The following is a 26,832-nucleotide window of genomic DNA, read 5'->3' as shown; positions in this document are numbered from 1 at the left end:
CGGGCGGCGGCCGGGCCGGCTCGCGCCTACCGGGGCGGCGTGTTCCCTACGCGTACGCCCTGCGGCAGGCCGGTCACGCCCGAGACCGACTTCTCGTCGACGGTGACCGCCTGCTTGCCCAGCGGGCCGATCCGGTCGACGGTGTTGCCGGTGAAGGCGACCCCGTCGGACTCGCGTACGTGCACGACGGACGTCTTCGGAATGCCGCACCGGTTCGTCGTGGCGGAGTAGCCCGCCGTCTGAGGGCTTCGGAACGAGTTGTTCCGCACGGTCCCGTTCCGGAGCTCGCTGATGTTCAGATTGAGCCCCCGGATGTCCTGGAACACGTTCTCCTCGATGGTGACGTCGGGGAACGGCCGCTCGCTCGCCCCCTCCCCCTCGAACGTGACGGCACCGACCTGGCAGGAGTTCCAGAGCCCGCCGCCCGACCACAGGGCGCTGGTGAAGGTGTTGCCCTTGATGACCAGCTTTCCGCCCGCGTTGGCGTGCGAGTTCGACGCCAGTTCGGTCGAGACGGAGATCGCGTTCGCGCCGCGTATCCGGTTGTTCTCGATGGACCCGTTCCGCGCCTTGAGCAGGAAGCCCCGGCCGGAGCTGTCGACGCGGTTGTTCCGGAAGACGAAGTCGTTGCCCATCCGGTCGATGTCGGTCACGACCTCCCCGGCCTTCCACGGGGACGTACGGTCGAGGGTGACCTTGTAGGTGTAATCCGCCCTCTTGCCGGCGAGCCGGGTGACGGCGGTGTCGGTCTCCCGGGCGAGGGAGGTGATGGTCGCGGTCGGCCCGCCGGCGAAACGCTGGAGGCGGTCCCCCTTCTTCCCCATGCGGTAGCGGTCGGCGAAGGCCACCCAGGCGGTCGTGCCGTCGGTCTTGACGACGTTGACGGTACCGATGCCCTGGATGCTCATCGAGTCGTCGCCGGCGTTGACCACCGTGGAGTTCTCCACGGTCGGCCCCTTCTTGACCGACTGGAACTGGATGCCGTCCCAGGTCGAGCTGAGGATGGGCTTCTCGGTTCCACCGGGCGGCGGCGGCCCGGGCACGAGCTGGAATCCGTCCAGGCGCATGTTGCCCTCACCGCCGGAGCTCATGAACCCCATGCCGGGAGCGGCGTGGAGCTTCACGTCGCGGAACACGGTGTTCGTGCCTCCCGCGGTGATGCCGAAGCTCGCGCCGGCCTCCGCCCCGCCGGCGAAGGTCACTATGTCGCCGACACGCGCCGCGTGGGCGCTGCTGGAACGGGCGATACCGTCTGCCTGGTTCTGCCAGGAGACCCTCGCGCCGAGCGTCTGCGACTTCGGCAGCCGGCTCTCGGGGTCGAACACCGTCACCCGGTCCGGAAGCACGTCCCGGCGCGAGTATCCGCGCGAGATCTGCACGTCCATCCAGCTCTTGCCGTCCGGTGCGACAGCGGTGACCCGGCCCTGTGTGAACGGCAGCGGATCGTAGTCGATGGTGAGGCCCTTGACCGTGAGGTCGCTCGCGTTCCCGGTGGCGAGCGCCTGCACGAGCCTCGTCTGAATGATCGTCACACCGCTCGCGTTGACGGTGAAGTCGTCGAGCTTGCCGAGATCGAGGGTCGAGCTTCGGCGGTACACACCGGGCGTGATGGTGACTTCCCGCGTTCCGGCCGCGACGGCGCGCTCGATCTGCGCCTCGATGCTCTCCTGCCCCGATTCGCCTTCGGTGATCGCGGGAGCGACTCCCGCCGCCGCGCCCGCGAACAACAGGGCCGAGGCGGTGCCCACCATGAGCACGCGCTTCCGGTGAGTGGCAGCGTGGTTCCCCCGGCGAAACGTGCGCTTCATGAAATTCCCCTACCTCTTCCCGAAACGTTTCCGGGACAGCGGGGACCGATCATAGGGAGATGCGGCTTGCCGACGCACAGCGGCAAGCGCCCTGAGTTCGCGGCCCGCCGCCCCGGACCTTCGACGGGAGCGCCGAAAACGCGTCCGATTTATCCGGACCGGTATTCCTCAATACGACACATTCGCTCTTCAGGCGGTTCGCCTCCGCATATCGGACAACACAGCCCTTACGAAGGACATCTCATGCGGGGTCAAGAAGTCGTGGGCCTCTTCAGCACATCCCTGAGTCCGATGTGTCCCCTGTTCTGCGGATATGACGGGCCGCTGAGCGAAGGACGACCGGGGCGGCCGGCAGGAGGGACCGCGGGCCGCTCCTGCGGGCGGCGCACGAATACCGCGGCCGAGCCACGGCTCCGGCATCCCGGACCACTCACCTCAGGTGATCGTTTTCGGCCGGCGGGCAGCGGGCAAACGGGCAGCGGGCAGCCCGGGGCGCACGGTGGCGCGGTCGGGGCGGTGAACCTTCACACGTGCCTCAGTCCTGGTCGACGACCCGCGGGCCGAGGTCCGGCTCGGCGGTGGTCAGCAGCCGGGGATCGGGCTTCGCCCCGGCCTCGGAGAGCGCGCCGCGAAGGACGCGGGCGAGCTTGAGCAGTCCGGCGGGCTTGCGCCGGTCGAGGCCCGCCAGCAGTTGCCTGAGGACGGTGAGCCGGTCGGAGTAGACGCGCTCGGTGACCAGATGCTCGCTCCCGTCGAAGACGAAGTACGCCGTCACGCGGGTGCGGTGGCTCGACCCGGTCGGCGGGATCTTTCCGAGCATGCCGCGGTGGGCGCCCCGCAGCCAGAACTCCACGATCACCGCGTCGGCGCTGTGCCTGAGCGCGATCAGCTCGTAGTGCGGATGGGGGGACGACACGCCTCCTAACGCCGGTCGAGGTAGGCCAGGCCCGGATGCGCCGCCACGTATCCCTCGACCAGACTGCGCGCCACCGCCGCGGAGTCGACCAGCGGATGGAGCGCGAACGCCTGGACGGCCGCCGCGCGGGACCCGCTCTCCGCCGCGTCGAGGACCGCGCGCTCCACGGCCTTCACCGCGGTGACGAGCCCGACGGCGTGGTACGGCAGAGGCGCGGCGGCCACCGGATGCGCCCCGTTGGCGTCGACCAGGCAGGGCACTTCGACGACGGCTTCGGCGTCCAGGGAGGCGAGCGTCGTGCGGTTGCGGACGTTGAGGATCAGCGTGGTCCGCTCGTTGCGGGCCACGGCCCGCATCAGGGCGAGGGCGACCTGCTCGTATCCGCCCGACTCCAGATCGCTCTCCTCGCGCTCGCCGGCCCCCGCGACGTCCCGGTTCTCCGCCATGTACGTGGCCTCACGCTCGGCGCGGGTGCGGTCCCAGGTGCGCAGGGCGGGCGTGCCGGGCTCCCGCATGCGGGCGTAGAAGCCCTCCTGCTGGTCGCGCAGGAACGCGCCCCGGGTCTGTTCGGCGTCCTGATAGGCGCGGACCGCTTCCCGGTTGAAGTAGTAGTAGTGCAGGTACTCGTTGGGGATCGCGCCGAGCGACCGCAGCAGGTCCGGGCCGAAGAGGCGGCCCTCCTCGAAGGAGCCGAGCAGTGCGGGATCAGCGAGCAGCCGGGGCAGTTCGTCGCGCCCGTCGACGTACAGGCCGCGGACCCAGCCGAGGTGGTTGAGTCCGGCGTAGTCGATCCACGCCCGCTCGGGGTCGGCTCCCAGGACGCGGGCGATGCGCCGGCCGAGACCGACGGGCGAGTCGCAGATGCCGATGACCCGGTCGCCCAGGTGCCGGGACATGGCCTCGGTGACCAGGCCCGCCGGGTTGGTGAAGTTGATGACCCAGGCGTGCGGCGCGAGCCGGGCGATGCGCCGGGCCAGGTCGACGGCGACGGGGACGGTGCGCAGTCCGTACGCGATGCCTCCCGCGCCCACCGTCTCCTGGCCCAGTACGCCGAGGTCGAGGGCGACGCGCTCGTCGGCGGCGCGTCCGGCGAGGCCGCCGACACGGATCGCGGAGAAGACGAAGTCGGCCCCCCGCAGCGCTTCGTCGAGCTCGGTGGTGGCGACGACGGCCGGGGCGTCCGCGATCCCCCGCGCCTGCTCGTCGAGGACCCGGGCGACGGCGGTGAGCCGGTCGGCGTCGGTGTCGTACAGCGTCACCCGCGAGACGCGGCCCTCGGCGTGATCGCCGAGCAGGGCCCCGTACACGAGAGGCACCCGGAATCCGCCGCCGCCGAGAATTGTCAGCTTCACGCTGCTCGATGGTACGGGCACGGGTGCGGCGGGGCGGTGCGCCGGGCCGGGGGCGGCGCGGCCCGGGACCGGGCGGGGTCCCGGGTCGCCGGTCGAACAGCCGCTCAGTGGCCGCTCAGTGGCCGCTCAGTGGCCGTTCCACCAGCGGGAGACCGCCTGCCAGAGACGGGCCGGGGCGGGCCGCCGCCGCTGCTGCTGCTGCTGCGGGATGGCCGCCGCCGTCGGGGCCGGGACCTCACTCGCGGGTTCCGGGACGGCGACCGGCGGATACGGCTCCGGGACCTCGTCGGGAAGATGCGCGGGCGGAATGACGCCGGGCTCAGCGGAGGCCGGAGCGGGCGCCGGCCCGGACGGGGAGGAGACCTCCCACTCCGTGGCCGGGCGGGCGGCGCGGGCCATCACCGACAGCGGATCACTGTCCAGCTCCTGCTGCGGGCTGGGCGCGAACTTCACCGGGAGTTCGACCAGGTGGCGCGACATGATGTTGCCGACCCAGCGCAGTTCGCTCTCGGCGACGGCCAGCTCCAGGCCGGGCAGGCGCATCAGGAGGGCGTCGACGCCGACGTCGGCGATGGCGCGCCCGATGTCCTGGCCGGGGCATTCGTGCGGGCCGCCGCTGAAGGCGAGGTGGGCGCGGTTGCCCTCCATGTTGGCGGTGAGGTCGGGGCGCACGGTGGGGTCGGTGTTGGCCGGGGCGATCCCGACGAGCAGGGCGTCGCCGGCCTTGATCGGCTGGCCGCCGAGCTCGGTGTCGCCCACGGCCCAGCGGCCGAAGACGGCGGTGAACGGCGGCTCGTCCCAGAGGGTCTGCTCCACCGCCTCGGGCACGGTCATGTGGCCGCCGCTGAGCCGGGCGCGGAAGCGCGGGTCGGTGAGGACCATGCGCAGCACGTTGGCGATGAGGTTGGCGGTCGACTCGTAGGCGGCGATGAGGATCAGCCGCAGGTGCTCGACGACCTCGACGTCGGTCAGGGACGCGGGGTGCTCCACGAGCCAGGTGGCGAAGTCCGGTGCGGACTCGTCGCGCCGGCGTTCGACCAGGCGCGTCAGCACGGAGACGATGTGGGCGTTGCTGGCGACGGCGGTCTCGGTGCCGCGGGTCATGTCGCGGGCGGCCTCGACCAGCCGGTCGTCGTACTCCTCGGGCATCCCGAAGATCGCGCACATCACCATCATCGGAAGGTGCTCGGCGAAGCTGCCGACGAGGTCGGCGGTGCCCTTCTGGCAGAAGTCGTTGACGAGGCGGTTGCTGAAGCGGTTGATGTGGCGGCGCACGCCCCGGGTGTCGATGCGCTCCATGCTGTCGGTGACCGCGCCGCGCTGGCGTTCGTGGGTGGCCCCGTCGGCGAACACGCAGACGGGCTGCCAGGTGAAGATCGGCGCCAGTGGGTGGTCCGGGGCGACGCTGCCGTCCTGGAGGGCCCGCCAGCGCCGCGAGTCGCGGGAGAACTGGGAGGGCGTACGGGTGAGGTGGAGGTTCTCGCTGTGGCCGAGGACGAGCCAGGCGGGCACATCGCCGTGGAGCAGGACCGGGGCGACGGTGCCGTGTTCGGCGCGGAGTTTGTCGTAGAGGCCGGCCGGGTCGTTCTCAGCCTCGGGGCCGTAGAGGCGGCGCAGTCCTCCGGGGCCGACGCCGAGGTTGTGGGCCGGGCACTGGGGAGGCGGCACGGCGCCGGGTTCGTGGTGGAAGGGGGTTGTCACAAGGGCTCCAGGTATCGGGATTCCGGGTGGCGGGCACGCGTGGCGGGCCGGTGGCGAAGTGCGTGCGTCGGGACGCGCTCCGGGGGCGTGCGCCGGGACGTGGCGCAGGCCCCCCGGCGCCGGGCCGGGTGGCCCGGCGCCGAGGGGCGGCCGGCGGGTCAGGCGAACGGGACGGCCAGATCGTGCAGATAGCGCATCAGGGTCATCAGCACATCGCGGCTGGAGGCCCGCAGCCGGGCGTCGCAGTCGATCATCGGCACCTCGTCCGGCAGGTCGAGGGCTCTGCGCAGGGCCTCGACCGGGTGGTGCGGTGCGTCGGGGAACGTGTTGACGGCGACCACGAACGGCACGCCGCGCTCCTCCAGCCGGCCGATGACGTCGAAGCTGACCTCCAGGCGCCGGGTGTCGATGAGGACGACGGCGCCCAGGGCCCCCTCGAAGAGGCCGTTCCACAGGAACCAGAAGCGTTCCTGGCCGGGGGTGCCGAACAGGTAGAGGATCAGCTCCTCGCTGAGGCTGATCCGTCCGAAGTCCATGGCGACGGTGGTGGCGGTCTTGGACTCCACCCCGACGTTGTCGTCCACGCCGACGCCGGCCTGGGTCATGGTCTCTTCGGTGGTCAGTGGCCGGATCTCGCTGACCGAGCCGACCATGGTCGTCTTGCCGACCCCGAACCCTCCGACGATCACGACCTTCACCGCGGCGGTCGCCGTGGTGGGAAGGACGTCCTCGCTGCGGGGTCCGGTGATCGTGTCAGAGCTTCTGAAGTCCATGCATCACCGCTTCGAGAAGGGACCTGTCGGGAAGAGTCGCGCGGACGATCGGCGCACGGGATTCGATGAGTTCGGTCGCGAGGAGATCGCTCAGGAGTGAGGTGACCACGCTGAACGGCAGGCTCAGGTAGGCGGAGATCTCGGCGACGGACAACGGCGCCTGGCAGAGCCGCAGGATCGCGGCCTGCTCGGGCTGGAACGTCGGCGAGGGCTCGGCCTGCGCGACGACCATGGTGACCAGGTCGAGCGCAGCCCGTTCGCTGCCGTCGAGATCACCGGTGATCACGTACAGCCGTTCCGGATCGTTCAGCGCCGGATCGGCCTTGCGGCGTTCTCGTTGGGGACCGGTCATCCGGACTGCCCGCCGTGGCGGGGCGGACTGGTCAGATGGGCCCCGATCCGCACGACCATGTCCCGCATCCTGGCGCCGACCAGCCCGGCGTCGACGGTCTCGCCCGCCAGGACGGCCAGGTACGCGCCGGTGCCGGCCGCCATCAGGTAGAAGAACCCGCCGGTCACCTCGATCACGACGAGCTTCATCAGGCCGTCGCTGTAGGGGATTTCGGTCGCCACCGCCGCGGCCAGGCTCTGCAGCCCCGCGCAGGCCGCCGCGAGCCGGTCGGCGACGTCGGGGTCGCCGCCGTGCATCGCGATGCGCAGCCCGTCCGAGGAGAGCACCACGATCTGGTGGATGCTCGGCACGTCGTCGGCCAGTTCCTTGAGCATCCAGTCCATGTTTCCCCGCTGCTGGATCACTTCTGGTCTCCCTTGTCCCACGCGTCATCGGAGTCTTCGCCGTGCTTCGGTTCCTGCGGTACGCCGTTGACGGCCTTGGTGAAGGCCTCCAGCCAGAGGCCGGGAGGCTTCTCCTCGCCGCTCCGGCCGCCCTGGGCCGCCTCCCCGCGCGGGGCCGACCCGTTGAGCGGGGCGGTGGCCGGCGGGGGCTGCTGCGGCAGGTTGTGCGAGCCGAGCGGGGCGCGCCCGCGGCTGCGGCGCTGGGGCAGCCCGTTCTCGGTCCACTCGGTCACCACGGGAACCTCGTCCTCCAGGGGCGCCGCGGGGACGGCCGGACGCGTGGCGGCGCCGGAGGCCGCGCCGGTGGCCGGCATCGCGAGGGAGGGGACCGGACCGGTGGCGGCGGGCTTCGGCCTGCGCTTGCCGGGCGGCGGGACGACGTGCTGGAGCTGGGACATGTCCAGCGAGCTGGTCGGCCGCGAGGTGGCGCCGATGCCGTGGGCGATGCCCGGGGCGGGCCCGGTGGTGATCATCTCGCGCGGCACGATGAGGACGGCGCGGACGCCGCCGTACGCCGACTGACGCAGCGACACCTGGAGCTGGTACATCCGCGAGAGCCGGCCGACCACGGCCATGCCGAGCCGCGGGGACTCGCCGAGGTCGTTCATGTTGATGCCGGCCTGGGCCTGCGCGAGCATGTTCTCGGCGCGGGCGCGGGCCTCCTCGCTGAGGCTGACGCCGCCGTCCTCGATCTCGATGGCGATGCCGGTCTGCACCTCGACCGCGGTGACGTGCACCCGGGTCTGGGGCGGCGAGTAGCGGGTCGCGTTGTCGAGGAGTTCGGCGCAGGCGTGGATGAGCGGTTCGACCGAGGTGCCCACGATGGCGATCTTCGCGATCGAGTGCAGGTCGACGCGCTGGTACTCCAGGATGCGGGACATCGCGCCGCGCAGGACGCTGAACAGCGGTACGGGCTTGGGCCACTGGCGGCTGGGGCGGGCGCCGCCGAGGACCGCGATGGAGTCGGCGAGGCGGCCGATCAGCGCGGTGCCGTGGTCGATGCGCAGGAGGTCGTCGAAGACCTCCGGGTTGCGCCCGTAGTGGTCCTCCATCTCGCGCAGTTCACTCGCCTGGCGGTGCACGATCGCCTGAACGCGACGGGCGACGCTGACGAACGCGCGCTGGGCGGAGTCGCGCCTCGCCTCCTCGTTGTCGATGACTTCGAGGACCTGGTAGATCTGCTCGCGCAGCGCCTTGGGCAGGTGCCGGTTGGCCACGTCCGCGTCGACGATGTCGCGCATGACCTCCTCGGGTGAGTTGCCCACCCGCAGACGCCTGATGGCGGCCGGCATGACCTCCTTGGTCAGCCGGACGGTCTCCGCGTCGTGCGAGAGGATCCGGTGTTCCAGATAGGCGATCCGCTGTTCGTACTCGGCGCGCTGGACGCGCGCGGCGCGTCGGCGGCGGTGCAGCGCCACGGTGAGTGCGGCGACCACGAGCGTGGTGATCGCGCCGCACACGGCGACTGGTATCCGCGCGGCCGGGACCATCAGGGCCACGCCGGCGGCGGTGGCGCCGGCAACCAGGGCCACGGGCGGCAGGACTGCGCGGACGACGGGGACTTCTCTGTCGGTCGGCGGTGATTCAACACGGACCATCTAAAACCCTCTGGCGGTTGATTCCGGGATCTATACACACGTGAGCGGAGACTCAGGAACAAGTGCTCGATTTCATCTCAACTCGTCTTCACTGCGCGTGAGCTTAGCCAGATCAGAACAGTGCTTCGGCATATTCACCCAACCCCCTGCGGGAGGCTCCGGAGAGGAATACACTCACCAGTTTTCGCACTCAGCGCTCCGAAGCGTACGCGGGGAGTGACCAAGGACGGGAATCGCCTCCCGCGCAACGGCGGCGTACCGGCCGTCGGGACAGGAAAACGTGCCGCTAACGGGATGAATCGCCCATAGAGCCTTATTCGGCGGGCAGTTCGTACCGCTCTCCAGGACAGAGGCACACACGATCGAACCGGATCGAAAGGAGCAGATTCCTGACCTCCGGCCGGGTGGCCCGGGCGGACGCCGTGCTGACGCGCGGGCGAACACGCGCGACGAAGGGCACGACCGCCCGCCGCGGCCGGGCCGGAAGAGGGGATCATGGCCCCCTCAGGCACACCGCGAGACGAGGGAGAGCGGGCGCGGATGGCTACGGCAGGTGATTACACGATCGCGTCGCTGGACACGGGACTGCGCGCGATGCGGCTGTTCCTCACGCACGACACCCTCACCGTCACGGAGGCGGCGGAGCTGCTGTCGGTGGGGCGGTCCACCGCGCACCGGGTGCTCAGCACCCTGGAGGGCAGAGGGTTCGCCATCCGGGACGGGTCGGGGCGCGGCTACGCGGCCGGGCCCGAGTTGGTGCGGCTCGGCCGTCCCGCCGGGTTCGGCAGGGCGGCACGCGACCGGCTGGGGCCGGTGCTGGAGCACGCGGCGGGGCGGACCGGCGAGACGGTGCACAGTTCGGCGCTCATCGGCGACCAGGTCGTCGTCACGGACGGCCGCGAGTCGTCCCATCCGGTACGCGTGACGCTGGAGCTGGGGCGGACCGGCCCGGCCCACGCGGGCTCCGACGGCAAGCTGCTGCTCTCCCGGATGACGGCCGAGCAGGTCTGCGCGCTCTATCCGTACGAGGAACTGGAGCCGCTCACCCCGCACACGCTGACCTCGCGGACCGCCCTCCTGGAGGAGCTGGCCGCGATCCGGCGCACCGGTCACGCGGTCAGCCGGGGCGAGTCGGTCCCCGGCATGACCACCGTCGCCGTCCCCCTGGCCGGATCGAGCTGGCGCGACCGGCTCGCCCTGGTGGCGGCGGCTCCGGCGGACCGGTCCGACGACGCGGCGCTGGCCGAGCGGGCGGAGCGGCTGCGCGGATCGGCAGCGCTGCTGAGGCCCGCGCGTCCGGCCTGAGCCCGCGCACGCCGGTCCGTTCAGCGGCGGGCCCCGCCGATGCGCCCCTCCAGCTGGATCAGCAACTCGCTCAGGAGCTCGCTCAGTTGGGACCGAGTGCGCTCGGAGAGCCCGGACAGCACCGAACGCTCGTACGCCAGTTGGCGGGGCAGCAGTCCGTCGACCAGGTCGCGGCCCGCGTCGGTGAGGCGGACGTGGGCGACCCTGCGGTCGCGCTCGTCGCCCCTGCGGTCGACCAGTCCGCGCTCCTGGAGGGCGCGCAGCCGCTTGGTGACGGCGGCGCCGGAGGAGAAGGTCTCGCGGGCCAGCTCTCCGGGGGTCAGCTCGCGGTCGGTGCGGCGTACGGCGCCGAGCAGGTCGAACTCGGCGCGGGTGAGTCCGGCGGAGCGCAGCGGGGCGTCCTCCGCCTGCTGGAGCAGTGCGGCGCAGCGGTTGATCCGGCCGATCAGCTCTATCGGCCCGGTGTCGAGCTCGGGGTGGACGGCCTGCCACTGCCGGACCACCGAGGCAACGATGTCGTCGGTCACTCCGCTCCGTTCTCCTGTGCGCGGGCCCGGCGGCCCGCGCGTTGTGCTGTCGCGGCGAGCGTACGGCGTCCGGACCGTTCGGCCGCGAGACGCTCCGGCGCGGGGAATCGGCCGCGGGGCCCCTGTTCGACCGCGGGGTTGCTCGGGCACACTGTCCCGCGGACCTGCTGACCCATATTCTTTGAATCTTCATATATCTACTACGATGACGGGCGATGACCACGGTGAGCGTGAGTGCGCGGACGTACCGGCAGCGGTGCCGCTCCGGCGTGCCCGCCCCGCTCGGCTGGGTCTTCCTCCTGCTGGCCGTGTTCCTCTGCTGCGCGGTCGGTGGCCCGGCCGCGTCCGTGCCGGTCGCGGCGGGCGGCCAGGGCCCCGCTCAGGTCCGCGCGATGACGCCGACGCCGCAGGCGGCGGTCGAGCACGTCGCCACGGCGGCTCCGGCCGAACGCGGCCTGGGAACGTCGTGCCACGGCGGTTCGAACCACGCGGCGGCCGTCGTGCTTCCGGTGCCGACCGCGCCCGTGGCGCTCCCCTCCCCCGTGGCCCTGGCGCCCGCCGCGCCGCTCACCGGAGCGACCGCCATCCGCGGTCCCGCCCACGACGGCGTCCGCTGCGTCGATCATCTGCGTCTTCAGGTCCAACGGATCTAGGGATTTTCCGACACTCCCCGGGAGACTCCCCGGAGGGTGTCCCGCCGACCCCGCACCCCGGCGCCGGACGCGCCGGAAGCGGTGTCCGCATGTCCGATCTTCCTTCCCCATGCGTGCCTCTCCCGCACGCATCCGTTGAACGACGAGGACCCTTCATGGCTTCCGCCAAGAACCAGAGCGCCCAGGCCACCGCGCGACGCGCCAAGCTGGAGGAGGCCCGCCGCAAGGAGCGGGCCCGCGAGCGCCGCGTCCGCATCATCACGATCAGCGCCTCCGTGGCCGTGGTCGCCTCGCTGGTGGCCGGCGGCGGCTACCTGATGGCCCAGGCGAACGAGCAGGAGAAGGCGGAGGAGCAGGCCAAGACCTCCCCCGTCACCGGCGAGCGCAGCTGGGACAAGCTCACGCAGGAACACGTCGCGACGCCGGTCAATTACCCGATGACCCCGCCGGTCGGCGGCGACCACAACCAGGTCTGGATGAACTGCAACGCGGACGTCTACACGAAGGAGATACAGAAGGAGAACGCCGTCCACTCCCTGGAGCACGGCGCCGTCTGGGTCACCTACAACGACAAGGCCTCCGACGCCGACGTGAAGGCCCTCACCAAGCGCGTGGAGTCCACCCCGTACTCCTTCATGAGCCCGGTCGCCGACCAGAAGGACCCGCTGATGCTGAGCGCGTGGGGCAAGCAGGTCACGGTGAAGAGCGCCTCGGACGAACGCGTCGCGCAGTTCTTCACCAAGTACGTGCAGGGCGCGCAGACGCCCGAGCCGGGAGCCGCCTGCACCGGCGGGCTCGGCGCGTGAGCGCCGCGGCACGCCTCGGGTCCCCTCGCCGGATGGTGTTCGCGGGCGCCGCCGTGCTGGTGCTGGCGCTGGGGCTCGTGGTGCTGATGGTGGTACGTCCCTCGGCGGCCTCGCCGTCCGGGTCCTCGGCCGGCGGAGCGGCGCGGTCCGCTCCGGCCGACGACTCGACGGACGCCGGATTCGCCCGGGACATGGCGATCCACCACCAGCAGGCGGTCGAGATGTCGTTCATCGTGCGGGAGCGCACCGACGACGAGGACGTTCGCCGGCTGGCCTACGACATCATCAACACGCAGGCCAACCAGCGCGGCATGATGCTGGGCTGGCTGGAGATGTGGGGGCTGCCGAAGAGCTCGGCCGGAGCGCCCATGGAGTGGATGGGGCACGCCGTCACCCCGAGCGGCGACGGTTCGCTGATGCCGGGCATGGCCAGTGACGCGGAACTGGCGGAGCTGGAGGCCGCCGAGGGCCGCGAGGCCGAAGTGCTGTTCCTGCGGCTGATGACCGTGCACCACCGCGCGGGCGTGGACATGGCCCGGGCGGCGGTCGACTCGGCGCGGACGGACGTGATCAGGAACCTGGCGACGGGCATGGTCCGCGGCCAGCAGTCCGAGATCGGGCTCATGGCGGATCTGCTGAAGGCCCGCGGCGCGAAGCCGTGACGGTCTGACCGCGGCGTCGAAAGGGCCCGGTCGCGCCCGGCCCCGCGCCGGCGCGACCGGGCCCTGCGCGTGCCCCGTGCGGCGTCGCATCGCATAGGCTCGGCGGCGACATGAAGAGTATCCTCACTCCGCTGGGGCCCAAGGCCGACAAGGACACCGTGCGACGGCACAACCTGAGCCTGGTCCTGCGTGCCGTGCGGGACGAGGGCGAGAGCGGCGAGGCGACCCGGGCCGGGGTCGCCGCCCGCGTCGGCCTGACCCGCGCCGCGGTGTCCTCGCTCGTCGAACAGCTCATGGACACCGGGTTCCTCACCGAGTCGGGCAAGACGTTCAGCGGCCAGGCCGGACGCCCCGGCACCGCGCTCAAAGTGGCCCGAACGGGGCCGGCCGGGCTCGGCGTGGAGATCAACATCGACTACGTGTCGGTCTGCGTGGTGGATCTGGCGGGCACCGGGCGGGTCCGGCAGACCGAACACCTCGACAACCGGGGCGCGTCCGCCGAAGACGTCCTCGCCCGCGCGGCCCGGATCGCCGCGCGGACCCTGGACTCCGCCCGGGAGCAGGAGCTGCGGCCGGTGGGCGCGGCGCTGGCCCTGCCGGGGCTGGTTTCCGGCGGCTCGGTGCGCCAGGCCCCGAACCTCGGCTGGAACCAGGTCCCGGCCCAGGAGCTGTTCGCCGACGCCCTCGCGGCGCTGCGTCCCGGAGACGGCGTGCTGCCGGTCGCCTCGGAGAACGAGGCCAACCTCGCGGCCCTGGCCGAACTGTGGTTCGGCGGCCTCGGAGGGATCCGCAGCTTCCTCTACCTGACCGGCGAGATCGGCGTCGGCGGCGCGCTGGTGCTGGGCGGCGAACTGCTGCGCGGGGCGCACGGCTTCGCCGGGGAGATCGGCCACGTGGTGGTGGACCCGGCGGGCCCCGAGTGCCGGTGCGGTTCGCGGGGCTGCCTGGAGCAGTACGCGGGGCAGGCGGCGCTGCTGCGGGCGGCCGGCGTGGACGGGGCCGGCGGGGGCGCCGGGGTCCTGGAGCTGGAGCGGCGCGCGCGGGCCGGGGACGCGCGGGCGGTCGCGGCGGTCGGGGAGGCCGGGCGGATGCTCGGCCGGGTGCTGTCGGGCGCGGTGAACCTGGTCGACCCGGACGCGGTGGTGCTCGGCGGGATCTACCGGGGCCTGATGCCGTGGCTGTCGCCGCCGGCCGACGAGGAGCTGGCCGGCCGTGTGGTGTCGGGCCTGTGGTCCCGGGGCAGCGGCCGGCTGCGCGCCTCGTCGGTGGCCGGGGACGCGGCGCGGGGCGCGGCGGCGCTGGTGGTGCGGGACGTGCTGGACGACCCGGTGGCGTACGCGGAGCCGGCCCGGAGCTGAACCGGTGCGTCGCGGCGCCCCCGGGTCGGGGGAGCGCCGCGCCCCGTCAGCGCACGCCGAGCAGGTGGTCCATGGCGAGCTGGTCCAGCGCCTCGAAGGCCATGCCGCGTGCGGCGGCTGCGTCCACGTCGAAGTCCTCGTACGCCGTGCGGTCGGCGAGCAGGCTCGCGAGGCCCTTCTCGGCGGTGGGGCGCGCCAGTTCGTCCAGGCGGGAGGCGCGCAGCGCCGCCCGGACCTCGGGGTCGGAGCGGAAGGCGGCCACGCGCTCCTTGAGGATGAGGTAGTTGCGCATGCAGCCCGCCGCCGAGGCCCGGACTCCTTCGTGGTCCTCGGTGCGCGGCGGCTTGAAGTCGAAGTGGCGCGGCCCCTCGTAGCCGCTCTCCAACAGGTCGACCAGCCAGAACGCCTGGCGCAGGTCGCCCGCCCCGAACCTCAGGTCCTGGTCGTACTTGATGCCGGACTGCCCGTTGAGGTCGATGTGGAAGAGCTTGTCCGCCCACATCGCCTGGGCGATGCCGTGCGGGAAGTTGAGCCCGGCCATCTGCTCGTGCCCCGTCTCCGGGTTGACGCCGACCAGTTCGGGGCGCTCCAGGCGCTCGATGAAGGCCAGCGCGTGGCCGATGGTGGGCAGCAGGATGTCGCCGCGCGGCTCGTTCGGCTTGGGCTCGATGGCGAAGCGGAGGTCGTAGCCCTGCTCGGTGACGTACTCGCCCAGCAGGTCGAACGCCTCCTTCATCCGGTGGAGGGCGAGGCGGACGTCCTTCGCCGCGCCGGACTCCGACCCCTCGCGGCCTCCCCACGCGACGAAGGTGGTGGCGCCCAGTTCGACGGCGAGGTCGATGTTGCGCAGGGTCTTGCGGAGCGCGAAGCGCCGTACGTCCCGGTCGTTGGCGGTGAACGCGCCGTCCTTGAAGACCGGGTGGGTGAAGAGGTTCGTCGTCACCATGGGCACGACCAGCCCGCCGGCGTCGACGGCCTGCCGGAAGCGCTTGACGATCCTCTCGCGCTCCGGTTCCGGCGAGCCGAAGGGGATCAGGTCGTCGTCGTGGAAGGTCACGCCCCAGGCGCCCAGTTCCGCGAGGCGGCGGACCGACTCGACGGGGTCGACGGGCGCGCGGGTGGCGTCGCCGAAGGGGTCGCGGCCCTGCCAGCCCACGGTCCACAGGCCGAAACTGAACTTGTCCTCGGGGGTGGGGGTGAAGCGTTCCGTCATCGTCCGACCGCCTTCGCCTGCCGTACGGGAGCCCGGCCGTGAGCCGGCACCCCTATTTGTTTAGTGTCATTACTAATGATGCACCCGGCCTCACTCACGCGTAACCCCACGGGCGGCATCGAAGGTGGCCGAATGCCTGTCGCCCCGGCCGCGCGTCCCGTAATTTGTTCGCCGCACGCCCTAATGCCCCCACCCGCACCCGTACAGCGAAAGAGGCCGCCATGCCGTCACGTACCGTCGTCATCGGCGTGGACAGTTCCACCCAGTCCACCAAGGCCGCCGTCGTCGACGCCGCCACCGGCGAGCAACTCGCCGTCGGACGCGCCCCGCACGTCGTCACCGGCGAGAACGGCGCGCGGGAGAGCGATCCGGAGGTCTGGTGGCGGGCGCTCGGCGACGCGGTCGCCGCCGGGCTGAAGGAGTCCGGCCTGCCCGGCCGCGCCGTGACCGGGATCGCGGTCGCCGGGCAGCAGCACGGGCTCGTCGTGCTGGACCGGGCCGGCCGGCCGCTGCGCCCGGCGCTCCTGTGGAACGACACCCGCTCCGCCCCGCAGGCCGCGCGGCTCACCGCCGCGCTCGGCGGGCCCGGGGCCTGGACCGCGCGGACCGGCAGCGTGCCGGTCGCCTCGATCACCGCCGGCAAGTGGCGGTGGCTGCGGGAGCACGACGCGGCGAGCGCGGACGCCGCCGCGGCCGTCCGCCTTCCCCACGACTTCCTCACCGAACGCCTCTCGGGCGTCGCGGCCACCGACCCCGGCGACGCCTCCGGCACCGGCTGGTACTCCACCGCGACCGGTTCCTACGACCCCGCGCTGCTGGACCTCCTCGGACTCGACGCCGCCCTGCTGCCCACCGTAGCGCCGACCGGGGCGGCGAGGATCGGCTCCCTCACCGAGGCGGCGGCCGACGCCCTGGGGCTGGAGGCCGGCATCGCGGTCGCGGCGGGCACCGGCGACAACATGAGCGCCGCGGTGGGCCTCGGACTGGGCGGCGCGGGGCTGCTGGACCACCCCGCCCTCAGCCTCGGCACGTCCGGCACGGTCTTCGCCGCCTCCCGCGCCCGGCCCGCCTCGGCCGCGCTCTCCGGCTTCGCCGCCGCCGACGGCACCTACCTCCCGCTGGCCTGCACGCTCAACTGCACGCTCGCCGTGGACCGGATCGCCGCCCTGCTGGGCCTGCACCGCGAGGACGCGGCAGCCGGCGGTGACGCCGTCCTGCTCCCCTACCTCGACGGCGAACGCACCCCCGACCTGCCGGACGCGGCGGGGCTGCTGACCGGCCTGCGCCACGACACCACGCCGCAGCAACTGCTCGGCGCCGCCTACGAGGGCGCGGTGTTCACCGTCCTGCGGGCGCTGGACGAACTGCTGCGCGCCTGCGGACTCGACCCCGACGCCCCCGAGGTCGCCGCCCGCCCGTTGCGCCTGATCGGCGGCGGGGCGCGGGGACGGCTCTGGGTGGAGACGGTACGCCGGCTCTCCGGCCGTCCGCTCGTCCTGCCGGGCAGCGTCGAGCTGGTGGCCCTCGGCGCGGCGGCGCTCGCCGCCTCGGCGGCGGGCGGCGGCGACCCCGTGGCGCTGGCGTCGTCCTGGGCGGACGCGTCGACGTACCGTCAGTTCGACCCGGTGGAACGGGACATGGAGACGTGGCAGCGGATCGGCTCGGTGCTGGAGCGCGCCGCGGAGCCGTTGCTGTCGAGCGCTCCGTAGCGGCGCGGGCTGCTCAGCGTCCCGGTCGGCCGGCCGTCGGCAGAGGACGGTGGACACGGTTGGGAATGCGAACTGATTTTCCATAAGATCCGGCGATGATCACAAGAAAACGGCTCACGACCGGGGTGGGGACAGCGCTCGCCACCCTGGCCGTCGGCCTCGGCTCCGCGCTGCCCGCAGCCGCCGACGAACCGTCCGCCGCCGCCCCCAAGGTCGAACTGGTCCTCGACGTCAGCGGCTCCATGCGCACCCGCGACATCGACGGCCAGTCCCGGATGGCCGCGGCGAAGCGGGCGTTCAACGACGTCCTGGACGCGGTTCCCGAGGAGGTGCAGCTCGGCATCCGCACCCTCGGCGCCGACTACCCGGGCGAGGACCGCAAGGTCGGCTGCGAGGACACCCGGCAGCTCTACCCGGTCGGGCCGCTGGACCGCACCGAGGCCAAGACCGCCGTCGCCACCCTCGCCCCGACCGGCTGGACCCCGATCGGACCGGCACTGCTCGGCGCGGCCGACGACCTCGAAGGCGGCGGGGCGACCCGGCGGATCGTCCTCATCACGGACGGCGAGGACACCTGCGGGCCGCTCGACCCGTGCGAGGTGGCCCGCGAGATCGCCGCACGCGGCACCCACCTGGTCGTCGACACCCTGGGCCTGGTCCCCAACGCCAAGATCCGCCAGCAGCTCACCTGCATCGCGGAGGCGACCGGCGGCACCTACACCGCCGTCCAGCACGCCGATGAACTCTCCGGCCGGGTCAAGCAGTTGGTGGACCGGGCCGCCGAACCCGCCGTCGCCCCGGTGGCGACCGAGGGCGCGGACAGCTGCACCGCCGCGCCGAAGCTGGCACCCGGCCTCTACACCGACCGCCAGGAGATCGGCGAACACCGCTGGTACCGGGTCGACGTGCTGCCGGGCCAGGAGCTGCGCGTCTCGGCGAGCGTGGCGGCCGACCGGGCCGTCGACGACGACTACGGCGTCCTGCTGCGCGCGGTGACGGTGCACGGGCGGGAGATCGTCCGGGGCTCCGAGGCCGGAGCCGGGCGCACCGACGTGATCTCGTCCGGGCTGCGCTATCCCGAGCCCCCGGCGGAGGACGGCGACGACGGCCGCGGCAAGCCCGCAGCCGAGACGGTCTGCCTCCAGCTCGCCCACTCCTTCTCCGCGCCCGCCTCGGTGAAGCGGACTCCCGGGCTCCCCGTCGAGCTGACGGTGGACCTCGTGGACGGACCGGACGCCGCGTCCGACGCGGCGGCCTTCGGACTCGGCCGCGGCTGGTGGCCGCTCGGCGTGCTCGTCCTGACCGGTTTGGTCGCGGGCCTGCTGACCGGCTGGATCTCGCGCCTGCGTGTCACCGTACGGAGGACCCACTGATGCGGACCACCTCTCGCCGCCGTGCTCGCGGCACGCGGCGCGCCCTCACCGCGGCGCTGCTCACCGGCCTGGCGCTGCTGAGCTCGGCGGGCTCCGCCTCGGCGGAGGACCCGCCGGCGAGTGCGAGCCCGGACGGGGAGGGCCCACCGGACGCGGAGGCCGCCCCCACCGAGGCCGGCACCGCCTTCCGTACGGCGACCGCGCTCCGCCAGGGCCAGACCGGCACCGCGCAGGCGTCGGCGGGCGACTACCTGTACTGGGTCTTCCCGGCCGACGCGGGACAGCGGGCCACCGTCGAGGCCACGGTGAAGCTCCCCGGGAGCACCGCCCGGCGCGGTGCCTCCACCTGGCAGATCGACGTGTACGACGGGCTGCGCCGCCGTCAGGCGTGCGTGTACGGGCATCAGACCAGGAAGGCCGCCGCCGACGCGGCCTCGGTGGAGCTGTCCTGCGTCCTGCGGACCGTGCGCGCCTGGTCGGAGCCCTGGGCCGACGATCCGCTGCCCGGCAGCTACTACGTACGCCTGACGGTGCTGGACCTCCCGGACGCCGACCTCGGCCTGCCCATCGGGGCGGCGGTGACGGCGACGGCCGTGGACCGGGGCGGCGCCCACGACGTGGACGGGGCGCTGGCCCGGCCGTTGGTCCCGGGGGTCTCCGCCGTCCCGGCGCGGGCCGCCGGTGAACCGGAGGACGGCTGGAGCTCGGGCTGGTGGACCGACCGGTGGCTGTGGACGGTGGGCGGCGGGGTGCTCGCCGCGCTGGCCGCGGTGTGCGGCTACTCGCTGACGCGGGGACGCGGACGCCCGGGCCGGGTGCCGCCCGGCGTGTGACCGGCCCGTCGGGACGGGAGGCGCGGCCGGTACGCCCGCCCTCCCGTCGCGGCGGTGCGCCGACTCGGCCGCCCGGCTCCCTCCCGTGGCCGGGGCCGGACGGCTCGGGCCGTCAGTCCCGGGGCAGCCACTTCTTCCAGACGTCCCGGTGGCCGTCGATCCAGCGCTTCGCCGCCTCCTCGGGCGTGAGCTTCTGCGAGGCGATCATCTCGGAGACCTCGTTCTGCTCCTTCTCGCTCCAGCGGAACTTCTTCAGGAACGCGGAGGCCGCGTCGCCCCGTTGGGCGAAGTCGGCGTTGAGGTACTTCCGCAGCGGCGTCGTCGGGTACGCGCAGTCGATGTCCTCGGGGGCCTTCGCCGCGCAGGACTCGGTGTACGCCGGGAGCTTCACCTCGACCATGGGCACCTGGTTGAACAGCCACTGCGGCTGGTACCAGTAGCTGAGGAAGGGCTTCTTCTCCTTGGCGAACTGCTGGATCTGGGTGATCTGGGCCGCCTCGGAGCCGGCGAAGACCACCTTGTAGTCCAGGTCCAGGTTCTTCACGAGCGCCACGTCGTTGGTGACGTAGGAGGGCGAGCCGTCCAGGAGCTGGCCCTTGCCGCCGCTCTCGGCGGTCCTCAGCTCGTCCGCGTACCGGTCGAGGTTCTTCCAGTCGGTGACGTCCGGGTTCTCGTCGGCCCAGTACTTCGGCACGTACCAGCCGATGTGGCCGGTGACCCCGAGGTCGCCGCCGGGGACGATGGTCCTCTTCTCGTCGACGTACAGCTTCTCCTGGTCCGGGTGGCCCCAGTCCTCCAGGATGGCGTCGACCCGGCCCTGGCTCAGCGCGTCCCAGGCGGGCACCTCGTCCGTCTGGACGAGGTCGACGCGGTAGCCCAGCTCGTCCTCCAGGAGCTGCCGCGCCACGGCGACGTTCGCCTGCGCGCCCACCCAGGACTGGACGGAGAGCGTGACCGTGCGGACCCCGGCGGGGGCGGCGAACGGGGAGGTCTGCTTGGTCATGTCGGCGGCGCCGCAGCCCGCCGTGGCGAGCAGGACGCCGGCCGAGGCGAGCGCCACGGGCAGGCGCGTGCGGGAGCGGTTCATCTCAGCTCTCCTGTCGCTGGCGGCGGGTGGTGGGCTGCGTGACCCGGTCCAGCATCAGGCCGAGGCAGACGATCGCGGCTCCGGCGACGAGGCCGGTCGCCAGGTCGCCCTGGGCGAGGCCGAGGACGACCTGGTAGCCGAGTGCGCCCGATCCGACGAGCCCGCCGATGATGACGACCGCGAGGACCAGGACGACGGCCTGGTTCACCGCGAGGAGCAGGGAAGCCCTGGCCAACGGGATCTGGACCTGGCGCAGTTGCTGGCCCGGCGTCGCGCCGAGCGAGCGGGCGCACTCCATCGCGGCGGGGTCGACCCCGCGCAGCCCCTGTGTGGTGATGCGGATGACGGCGGGCAGGGCGTAGACGACCGCGGCTGCGGCGGCGGGTGCGCGGCCGACGCCGAAGAGGGCGACGACGGGGATGAGGTAGACGAACTGCGGCATGGTCTGGAAGACGTCCAGGACCGGCCGCAGCAGGCGTTCCAGACGCCGGCTGCGGGCGGCCCCGACGGCGACGGCGAAGCCGAGAACCAGGGTGACCGCGACGGCGGCGAGCACCTGGCTGAGCGTGTCCATGGAGGGCTCCCACACGCCGAGGACGCCGATGGCGGCCATGGCCAGCACCGCGGTGGCGGCGGTGCGCCAGGTGCCGATCGTCCAGGCGAGGGCGGCGACGACGAGGAGCACCGACCACCAGGGCAGGCCGGTGAGCCCGCTGCGCAGCGGGTTGAGGACGCCGCTGGTGAACTGGGCGGCCAGGTCGGCGGTGCCGCCGACGACGGGCACCCCGGTGTAGAGGTGGTCGACCATCCAGTCCTTGGCCGTGTTGACCGGTCCGGCGATCGCCACGGTGAGGTCCTCGGGCCAGACCCGGCCGTCGGTGAGCCGGCCGGCGACGGCGACCGCCGCGGTGACGGCGGCGGCCAGGGTCCAGCCGCGCCATCCGCGCAGGGCTGCGGGGCCGGCCGGCTCGGCGCCGACGCGGCGGCCGGCGGCCTCCGTCGTACGGTCCAGCACGACGGCGAGCAGCACGATCGGGATGCCGGCGGCGAGCGCCGCGCCGACGTCGACGGAGGAGAGCGCCTGGTAGACGCGGTCGCCGAGGCCGCCCGCGCCGATCACGGAGGCGATGACGGCCATGGAGAGCGCCATCATGATGGTCTGGTTGAGGCCGAGGAGCAGTTCCTTGCGGGCGAGCGGCAGCCGGGCCGTCAGCAGCCGCTGCCGGCCGGTGGCGCCGAGCGAGGCGACGGCCTCCATGACGCCGCTGTCGGCCCCTCGCACGCCGAGCGCGGCGAGGCGGGCCATCGGCGGGGCCGCGTAGACGACGGTGGCGAGGACGGCTCCGGGCACGCCGATGCCGAACACCAGCACCACGGGCAGCAGATACGCGAACGCGGGCAGCACCTGCATGGTGTCGAGGACGGGGCGCAGCACCCGGAACGTGCGGTCGGAGAGCCCGGCCGCCAGGCCGAGGAGCAGGCCGAGCAGCACGGAGGCGAGGACCGCGACGACCATCAGGGCGAGCGTCTGCATGGTCGGCATCCACATGCCCAGCAGCCCGCAGAGAAGGAAGGAGACGCCCGCGGTGAGGGCGAGCCGGAGGCCCGCGGCGCGCCAGGCGACGGCGGCGGCCAGTACGGTGACGCCCGCCCAGCCGAGGGCGAGCAGGAGCAGGTAGACGCCGCGTACGGAGAGGACGACGGCGTTGCTGATGTGGCCGAAGAAGTAGAGGAACAGCGGGTGGCTGTCGCGGTTGGAGACGATCCAGTCGGTGACGTCGCCGAGCGGGCCGGAGAGGTCGGCGGTGAGCGCGTCCGGCCAGACGCCGCCGCCCCAGCGCGAGTTGACGAGCGGTACGGCGACGGCGGCGACGAGCGCGAGCAGCAGCAGCTTTCCGGCCGCCGGGTGGTCGCGCAGTACGGCCAACGGCCCCCGGCGCGCGCTTGCCGGGGCCGGGCGGGCGGCGGGGGCGTGGGCGGCGGCCATCAGAGGGTCACCTCGCGCGTGCCGTCCGGAGCGTCGGGTCCGGGGGCGGCGGGGCGTCCGTCGGAGGCGTCGGGGCGGGCGGTGCGGGCGGCCGGGTCGTGGTGGTCGTCCGTTCCGGCGACGACGCCGAGCAGGCCGGTCCGGTCGACGACGCCGACGAGCCGGCCCTCGTCCATCACCCGGGCGGCGGGATCGCCGGAGCGGGCGACCGCCTCGATGGCGTCGGAGACGGTCGCCCCGGGGCGGACGGCCGGGCCGCGCTCGCTCTCCCCGGCGAGCGGGGGCCGCATGGCCGTGGCGACGGTGAGGACCTGCTCCCGGGGCACGTCGCGGACGAACTCGCGTACGTAGTCGTCGGCGGGCGAGCCCACGATCTCCTCGGGCGTGCCGAGCTGGACGATGCCGCCGTCCCGCATCAGGGCGATCCGGGTGCCGAGGCGCAGGGCCTCGCTCAGGTCGTGGGTGATGAAGACCATGGTGCGGCCCTCCTCGCGGTGCAGCCGCACCACCTCGTCCTGCATCTCGCGGCGGATCAGCGGGTCCAGGGCGCTGAACGGCTCGTCGAAGAGGAGGACGGAGGGGTCGACGGCGAGCGCGCGGGCGAGTCCGACGCGCTGCTGCTGGCCGCCGGAGAGCTGGGAGGGGCGGCGGTCCTCCAGTCCGGCGAGGCCGACCTTCTCCACCAGCCCGGCCGCCCTGGAGCGGCGTTCGGCCTTGCCGAGGCCCTGGATCTCCAGGCCGTAGGCGACGTTGTCCAGGACCGTGCGGTGCGGCAGCAGGCCGAAGTGCTGGAAGACCATCGCGGCGCGGTGGCGGCGCAGTTCGCGCAGCCGGGTGCGGTCCATGGCGAGGACGTCCTCGCCGTCGATGGCGAGCGTGCCGCTGGTGGGCTCGATCAGCCGGGTGAGGCAGCGCACCAGGGTCGACTTGCCGGAGCCGGACAGGCCCATGACGACGAAGACCTCGCCCCGGCGGACGTCGAAGGAGACGTCGCGGACGGCGGCGGTGCAGCCGGTGCGCTCGCGCAGTTCGGCGGGCGGCAGCGCGGCGTGCTCGCTGCCGGGGATGCGGTCGGCCTTGGGGCCGAAGACCTTCCAGAGGTCGCGTACGGAGAACACGGCGTCCTGCGGGGGTGCGCCCGGGTCGGCGGCCTCGCGTGTCGCGGTCGTGGTCATCGCGCGTCACCTCCGGTGCCGGGTCCGGTCACCGGCACGGCGTCGCGCGCCTCGCTCGCGAGGAGTTCCGCGCACTTCTCGCCCACCATGAGGACTCCGATCATCGGGTTGACGGCGGGCATGGTCGGGAAGACGGACGCGTCGGCGATCCGGATGCCCTCCAGCCCTCGAATGCGCAATTTCGGGTCCACCACGGCCCCGTGGTCGTCGGGCGCGCCCATCCGGCAGGTTCCGGCGGGGTGGTAGACGGTGTGGGCGACCTTGCGGGCGTACTCGCCGATCTCCTCGTCGGAGGTGATCTCCGGTCCGGGGCAGACCTCGCGCGTGAGCCAGTGGGCGAGCGGTTCGGTGCGCGCTATCTCGCGGGCGAGCTTGATGCCGTCGACCAGGGTGCGGCCGTCGTAGTCGTCCTCGTCGGTGAAGTAGCGGAAGTCCAGGGCGGGTTTGACCTCGGGGTCGGCGCTGGTGAGGTAGAGGCGGCCCCGGCTGCGCGGCTTGGGGATGTTGGGGGTCATCGACACGCCGTGCTCGGGCTTCTCGTAGCCGAGGCGCTCCGGGTTGTCGGTGAACGGGATCTGGTAGAAGTGGAACATCAGGTCCGGGCCCCGGGATCCGGGGTCGCGGCGGACGAAGAGCCCGGCGTCGGAGTCCATCGCGGAGTTCTCCGGAATGGGCCCGTCGGTCTCCCAGACGATCACGGACTCGGGGTGGTCGAGCAGGTTCTCGCCGACGCCCGGCAGGTCGTGGTGGACGGGGATGCCCAGCGCTTCGAGGTCGGCGCGCGGTCCGACGCCGGAGTGCAGGAGCAGCCGGGGCGTGTCGACCGCGCCCGCGCAGACGATGACCTCGCGGGCGGCGCGCAGCAGGATCTCCTCGCCGTCCTTGGTGCGGACGTGGACGCCGGTGGCGCGGGCGCCGTCGAACTCCAGGCGGTGGGCCCAGGTCTCCAGCAGGATCCGCAGGTTGGGGCGGTCGCCGGCCTCGATGTGGGGGTGGAGGTAGGCGACGGAGGCGGAGGAGCGCTTGTTGTCCTCCGGGTGGTAGGCGAGGTCGAAGAAGCCGACGCCCTCGTGGAACGGCTTCCTGTTGAAGCCGTCCACGCGCGGGACTCCGGCCGCCTCCTGGGCGGCCTCGACGAAGTCGCGGGCGATGGCGTTGCGGTCCTTCTCGTCGACCGGGACGATGTTGTTGCGGAGCTTGGCGAAGTACGGGTCCATCGCGGCGGCGTCCCAGCCCTCGGCGCCGGCCTCGGCCCATTCGTCCCAGTCGCCGGGCAGCGGCTTGAAGCTGATCAGCGTGTTGTGCGAGGAGCAGCCGCCGAGCACCCGGGCGCGGCTGTGCCGGATGTGGGAGTTGCCGCGTGGCTGCTCGGTGGTGGGGTAGTCGTAGTCCAGGTCGCCGCCGAGGAGGCCGAGCCAGCGGCGCAGGGTGAGGACGTCGTCGCGGTCGATGTCGGTGGGACCGCCCTCGATGACCGTGACGGTGACGTCAGGGTCCTCGGTGAGCCGGGAGGCGATGACCGAGCCGGCGGTGCCGCCGCCGACGATCACGTAGTCGACGGGGTCGGGGACTGCGGTGCTGCGGGGTGTGGGGGGCATCGGTCACTGCTCCTTCTGCAAGGTTCGTGCGTGTGCGTAGTGCTGCGAACAGCCGGGCAGGACCGGCCCGGTGGGGTCCGGGCCGGTCCCCCGCAGGCGTCAGCCGGCGAACCAGCGCTGCGGGCGCGGGTTGAGGTTCTGGTAGATGTGCTTGGACTCGCGGTACTCGGCGAGCCCGGTCGGGCCGAGTTCGCGGCCGGTGCCGGACTTGCCGAAGCCGCCCCACTCCGCCTGCGGGAGGTAGGGGTGGTAGTCGTTGATCCACACCGTGCCGTGGCGCAGCCGTCCGGCGACCCGGCGGGCGCGGCCCGCGTCGGTGGTCCAGACGGCGCCGGCGAGGCCGTAGTCGGTGTCGTTGGCGAGCGTGACGGCCTCTTCCTCGGTACGGAAGGTCTCGACGGTGAGGATCGGGCCGAAGGTCTCCTCGCGGACGACCCGCATCTCGCGGTGGCAGCCGTCGAGGACGGTCGGCCGGTAGAAGTAGCCGTCGGCGGGCCGTGTGCCGGAGGGCTCGGGGCGGTGCCCGCCGGCGCGGACGACCGCGCCCTCCTCCCGGGCGGAGGCGACGTACGCCTCGACCTTGGCGAGCTGCTGGGCCGAGACGAGCGGGCCGCACTCGACGCCGTCGACGGTGCCCCGGCCGAGGCGGATGGCGTCGGCGCGGCGGGCCAGCTCGGTGACGAAGCGCTCGCTGACGGTGTCCTGGACGATCAGGCGGGCGCCGGCGGAGCAGACCTGGCCGCTGTGGAAGAAGGCGGCGTTCAGCGCCTGGTCGACGGCGGTGTCGAAGCCGTCGTCGGTGGCGCAGGCGTCGGCGAAGACGACGTTGGGGTTCTTGCCGCCGAGCTCCAGCGCCACCTTCTTCACGGTGGGGGCGGCGGCCTGGGCGACCTTGGTGCCGCTGGCGAGGCCGCCGGTGAAGGAGACCAGGTCGACGTCGGGGTGCTCGGAGAGGCGTGCGCCGACGGGGTCGCCCGCGCCGGTGACCAGGTTGGCGGCCCCGTCCGGAAGCCCGGCCTCGGCCAGCAGCCTGATCAGGTGCACGGTGGACAGCGGGGTGACCTCGCTGGGCTTGAGCACGAAGGTGTTGCCGGCGGCGAGGGCCGGGGCGATCTTCCAGCTGGCCTGGAGGAGGGGGTAGTTCCAGGGGGCGATCAGGGCGCAGACGCCGACGGGTTCGTGGACGACGACGCTGTGCACGTCGGGGTCGCCCGCGTCGACGACCCGGCCGCCGCTCTCGTTCATTACGAGGTCGGCGAAGTAGCGGAAGGCGTTGGTGACGTCGTCGACGTCGACGCGGCCCTCCTCCAGGGTCTTGCCGGTGTCGCGGCTCTCGGTGATCGCGATCTCCTCGCGGTCGCGCCGGAGCAGCTCGGCGACCCGGCGCAGCAGCGCGGCCCGCTCGGCGACGGGCCTGTGCGGCCAGGGGCCGTCGTCGAAGGCGCGCCGGGCGGCGGCGACGGCCGCGTCGGTGTCCTCGACGCCGCCCTCGGCGACGACGGCCAGGACGGTGGCGTCGGCGGGGTCGAGCACCTCGCGCGTCGCACCGGACCCGGCGGCCCGCCAGGTGCCGTCGATGTGGATCGTACTGAGCGCCGCCATG

23 protein-coding genes are annotated in these 26,832 nt (G+C 73.1%); 8 read left to right on the top strand and 15 right to left on the bottom strand.

The window, feature by feature from the left end:
* Positions 1 to 26 precede the first annotated feature (26 nt).
* From EES43_RS26540 to EES43_RS26505, 8 genes are all read right to left on the bottom strand, one after another.
* Positions 27 to 1,808 carry a right-handed parallel beta-helix repeat-containing protein gene (locus EES43_RS26540; RefSeq protein ID WP_206430128.1) on the bottom strand — a complete coding sequence of 594 codons (1,782 nt, stop codon included), beginning with the start codon at positions 1,806 to 1,808 and terminating at the stop codon, positions 27 to 29.
* A 535-nt stretch (positions 1,809 to 2,343) separates the two neighbouring features.
* Complete coding sequence (locus tag EES43_RS26535) at positions 2,344 to 2,724, bottom strand: nuclear transport factor 2 family protein (RefSeq protein WP_206430127.1); 381 nt, start codon at positions 2,722 to 2,724, stop codon at positions 2,344 to 2,346.
* 5 nt (positions 2,725 to 2,729) lie between these two features.
* Positions 2,730 to 4,076, bottom strand: coding sequence for a 6-phospho-beta-glucosidase (locus EES43_RS26530; protein WP_124271081.1), 1,347 nt, complete (start codon positions 4,074 to 4,076; stop codon positions 2,730 to 2,732).
* Between the two features lie 126 nt (positions 4,077 to 4,202).
* Entirely contained in the window at positions 4,203 to 5,777 is a 1,575-nt protein-coding gene (locus tag EES43_RS26525) for a cytochrome P450 (protein ID WP_124271080.1), read from the bottom strand.
* Positions 5,778 to 5,935: 158 nt separating this feature from the next.
* Positions 5,936 to 6,550, bottom strand: coding sequence for a GTP-binding protein (locus EES43_RS26520; RefSeq protein WP_124271079.1), 615 nt, complete (start codon positions 6,548 to 6,550; stop codon positions 5,936 to 5,938).
* On the bottom strand, positions 6,531 to 6,902 hold the full coding sequence (locus EES43_RS26515) for a DUF742 domain-containing protein (protein WP_124271078.1): 372 nt from the start codon (positions 6,900 to 6,902) through the stop codon (positions 6,531 to 6,533). Before EES43_RS26515 ends, EES43_RS26520 begins: the two co-directional genes overlap by 20 nt.
* On the bottom strand, positions 6,899 to 7,306 hold the full coding sequence (locus tag EES43_RS26510; protein ID WP_006128841.1) for a roadblock/LC7 domain-containing protein: 408 nt from the start codon (positions 7,304 to 7,306) through the stop codon (positions 6,899 to 6,901). The genes EES43_RS26515 and EES43_RS26510 overlap by 4 nt, the downstream gene beginning before the upstream one ends.
* Positions 7,303 to 8,943, bottom strand: a complete 1,641-nt coding sequence (locus tag EES43_RS26505) for a sensor histidine kinase (protein ID WP_124271077.1) — start codon at positions 8,941 to 8,943, stop codon at positions 7,303 to 7,305. Before EES43_RS26505 ends, EES43_RS26510 begins: the two co-directional genes overlap by 4 nt.
* A gap of 540 nt (positions 8,944 to 9,483) precedes the next feature.
* Between EES43_RS26505 and EES43_RS26500 the strand changes: the two genes are divergently transcribed.
* Positions 9,484 to 10,248 carry an IclR family transcriptional regulator gene (locus EES43_RS26500; protein WP_124271076.1) on the top strand — a complete coding sequence of 255 codons (765 nt, stop codon included), beginning with the start codon at positions 9,484 to 9,486 and terminating at the stop codon, positions 10,246 to 10,248.
* Between the two features lie 20 nt (positions 10,249 to 10,268).
* On the opposite strand, the gene EES43_RS26495 is transcribed toward EES43_RS26500, so the two are convergent.
* A complete protein-coding gene (locus EES43_RS26495) occupies positions 10,269 to 10,775 on the bottom strand; it encodes a MarR family winged helix-turn-helix transcriptional regulator (protein ID WP_124271075.1) in 507 nt (168 codons plus the stop codon).
* 215 nt (positions 10,776 to 10,990) lie between these two features.
* Between EES43_RS26495 and EES43_RS26485 the strand changes: the two genes are divergently transcribed.
* The 4 genes from EES43_RS26485 (at position 10,991) to EES43_RS26470 (ending at position 14,254) form a co-directional block, all read left to right on the top strand.
* Entirely contained in the window at positions 10,991 to 11,428 is a 438-nt protein-coding gene (locus EES43_RS26485) for a hypothetical protein (protein ID WP_124271073.1), read from the top strand.
* Positions 11,429 to 11,583: 155 nt separating this feature from the next.
* Complete coding sequence (locus EES43_RS26480; RefSeq protein ID WP_124271072.1) at positions 11,584 to 12,234, top strand: DUF3105 domain-containing protein; 651 nt, start codon at positions 11,584 to 11,586, stop codon at positions 12,232 to 12,234.
* Positions 12,235 to 12,266: 32 nt separating this feature from the next.
* On the top strand, positions 12,267 to 12,896 hold the full coding sequence (locus tag EES43_RS26475) for a DUF305 domain-containing protein (protein WP_206430126.1): 630 nt from the start codon (positions 12,267 to 12,269) through the stop codon (positions 12,894 to 12,896).
* Positions 12,897 to 13,006: 110 nt separating this feature from the next.
* The gene (locus tag EES43_RS26470) at positions 13,007 to 14,254 is read left to right on the top strand and encodes an ROK family protein (RefSeq protein ID WP_124271070.1); all 1,248 of its coding nucleotides are present in this window, start codon (positions 13,007 to 13,009) and stop codon (positions 14,252 to 14,254) included.
* Between the two features lie 46 nt (positions 14,255 to 14,300).
* On the opposite strand, the gene xylA is transcribed toward EES43_RS26470, so the two are convergent.
* Positions 14,301 to 15,467: a xylose isomerase gene (gene xylA / locus EES43_RS26465; protein ID WP_124271069.1), complete on the bottom strand. Its 1,167-nt coding sequence runs from the start codon at positions 15,465 to 15,467 to the stop codon at positions 14,301 to 14,303.
* 221 nt (positions 15,468 to 15,688) lie between these two features.
* Between xylA and xylB the strand changes: the two genes are divergently transcribed.
* The 3 genes from xylB to EES43_RS26450 all read left to right on the top strand — a co-directional run bounded on the left by xylB (position 15,689) and on the right by EES43_RS26450 (position 19,382).
* Complete coding sequence (gene xylB / locus EES43_RS26460) at positions 15,689 to 17,176, top strand: xylulokinase (protein WP_124271068.1); 1,488 nt, start codon at positions 15,689 to 15,691, stop codon at positions 17,174 to 17,176.
* Positions 17,177 to 17,271: 95 nt separating this feature from the next.
* On the top strand, positions 17,272 to 18,549 hold the full coding sequence (locus EES43_RS26455; protein WP_124271067.1) for a VWA domain-containing protein: 1,278 nt from the start codon (positions 17,272 to 17,274) through the stop codon (positions 18,547 to 18,549).
* Complete coding sequence (locus EES43_RS26450; protein ID WP_124271066.1) at positions 18,549 to 19,382, top strand: hypothetical protein; 834 nt, start codon at positions 18,549 to 18,551, stop codon at positions 19,380 to 19,382. The genes EES43_RS26455 and EES43_RS26450 overlap by 1 nt, the downstream gene beginning before the upstream one ends.
* A gap of 112 nt (positions 19,383 to 19,494) precedes the next feature.
* On the opposite strand, the gene EES43_RS26445 is transcribed toward EES43_RS26450, so the two are convergent.
* The 5 genes from EES43_RS26445 to EES43_RS26425 form a co-directional block, all read right to left on the bottom strand.
* A complete protein-coding gene (locus EES43_RS26445; RefSeq protein ID WP_124271065.1) occupies positions 19,495 to 20,469 on the bottom strand; it encodes an ABC transporter substrate-binding protein in 975 nt (324 codons plus the stop codon).
* A gap of 1 nt (position 20,470) precedes the next feature.
* Positions 20,471 to 22,456, bottom strand: a complete 1,986-nt coding sequence (locus tag EES43_RS26440) for an ABC transporter permease (RefSeq protein WP_124271064.1) — start codon at positions 22,454 to 22,456, stop codon at positions 20,471 to 20,473.
* Positions 22,456 to 23,631 carry a quaternary amine ABC transporter ATP-binding protein gene (locus EES43_RS26435; RefSeq protein WP_124271063.1) on the bottom strand — a complete coding sequence of 392 codons (1,176 nt, stop codon included), beginning with the start codon at positions 23,629 to 23,631 and terminating at the stop codon, positions 22,456 to 22,458. Before EES43_RS26435 ends, EES43_RS26440 begins: the two co-directional genes overlap by 1 nt.
* Positions 23,628 to 25,229: a GMC family oxidoreductase gene (locus tag EES43_RS26430; RefSeq protein ID WP_124271062.1), complete on the bottom strand. Its 1,602-nt coding sequence runs from the start codon at positions 25,227 to 25,229 to the stop codon at positions 23,628 to 23,630. Before EES43_RS26430 ends, EES43_RS26435 begins: the two co-directional genes overlap by 4 nt.
* 99 nt (positions 25,230 to 25,328) lie before the next feature.
* Positions 25,329 to 26,831, bottom strand: coding sequence for an aldehyde dehydrogenase family protein (locus EES43_RS26425; RefSeq protein WP_124271061.1), 1,503 nt, complete (start codon positions 26,829 to 26,831; stop codon positions 25,329 to 25,331).
* Position 26,832: the final 1 nt, after the last annotated feature.

The sequence above is a fragment of the Streptomyces sp. ADI96-02 genome, assembly GCF_003846185.1.
GTDB lineage: Bacteria > Actinomycetota > Actinomycetes > Streptomycetales > Streptomycetaceae > Streptomyces.
The sequence above is the reverse complement of the archived record's forward strand: the minus strand, read 5'-3'. Positions and strand labels throughout refer to the sequence as shown.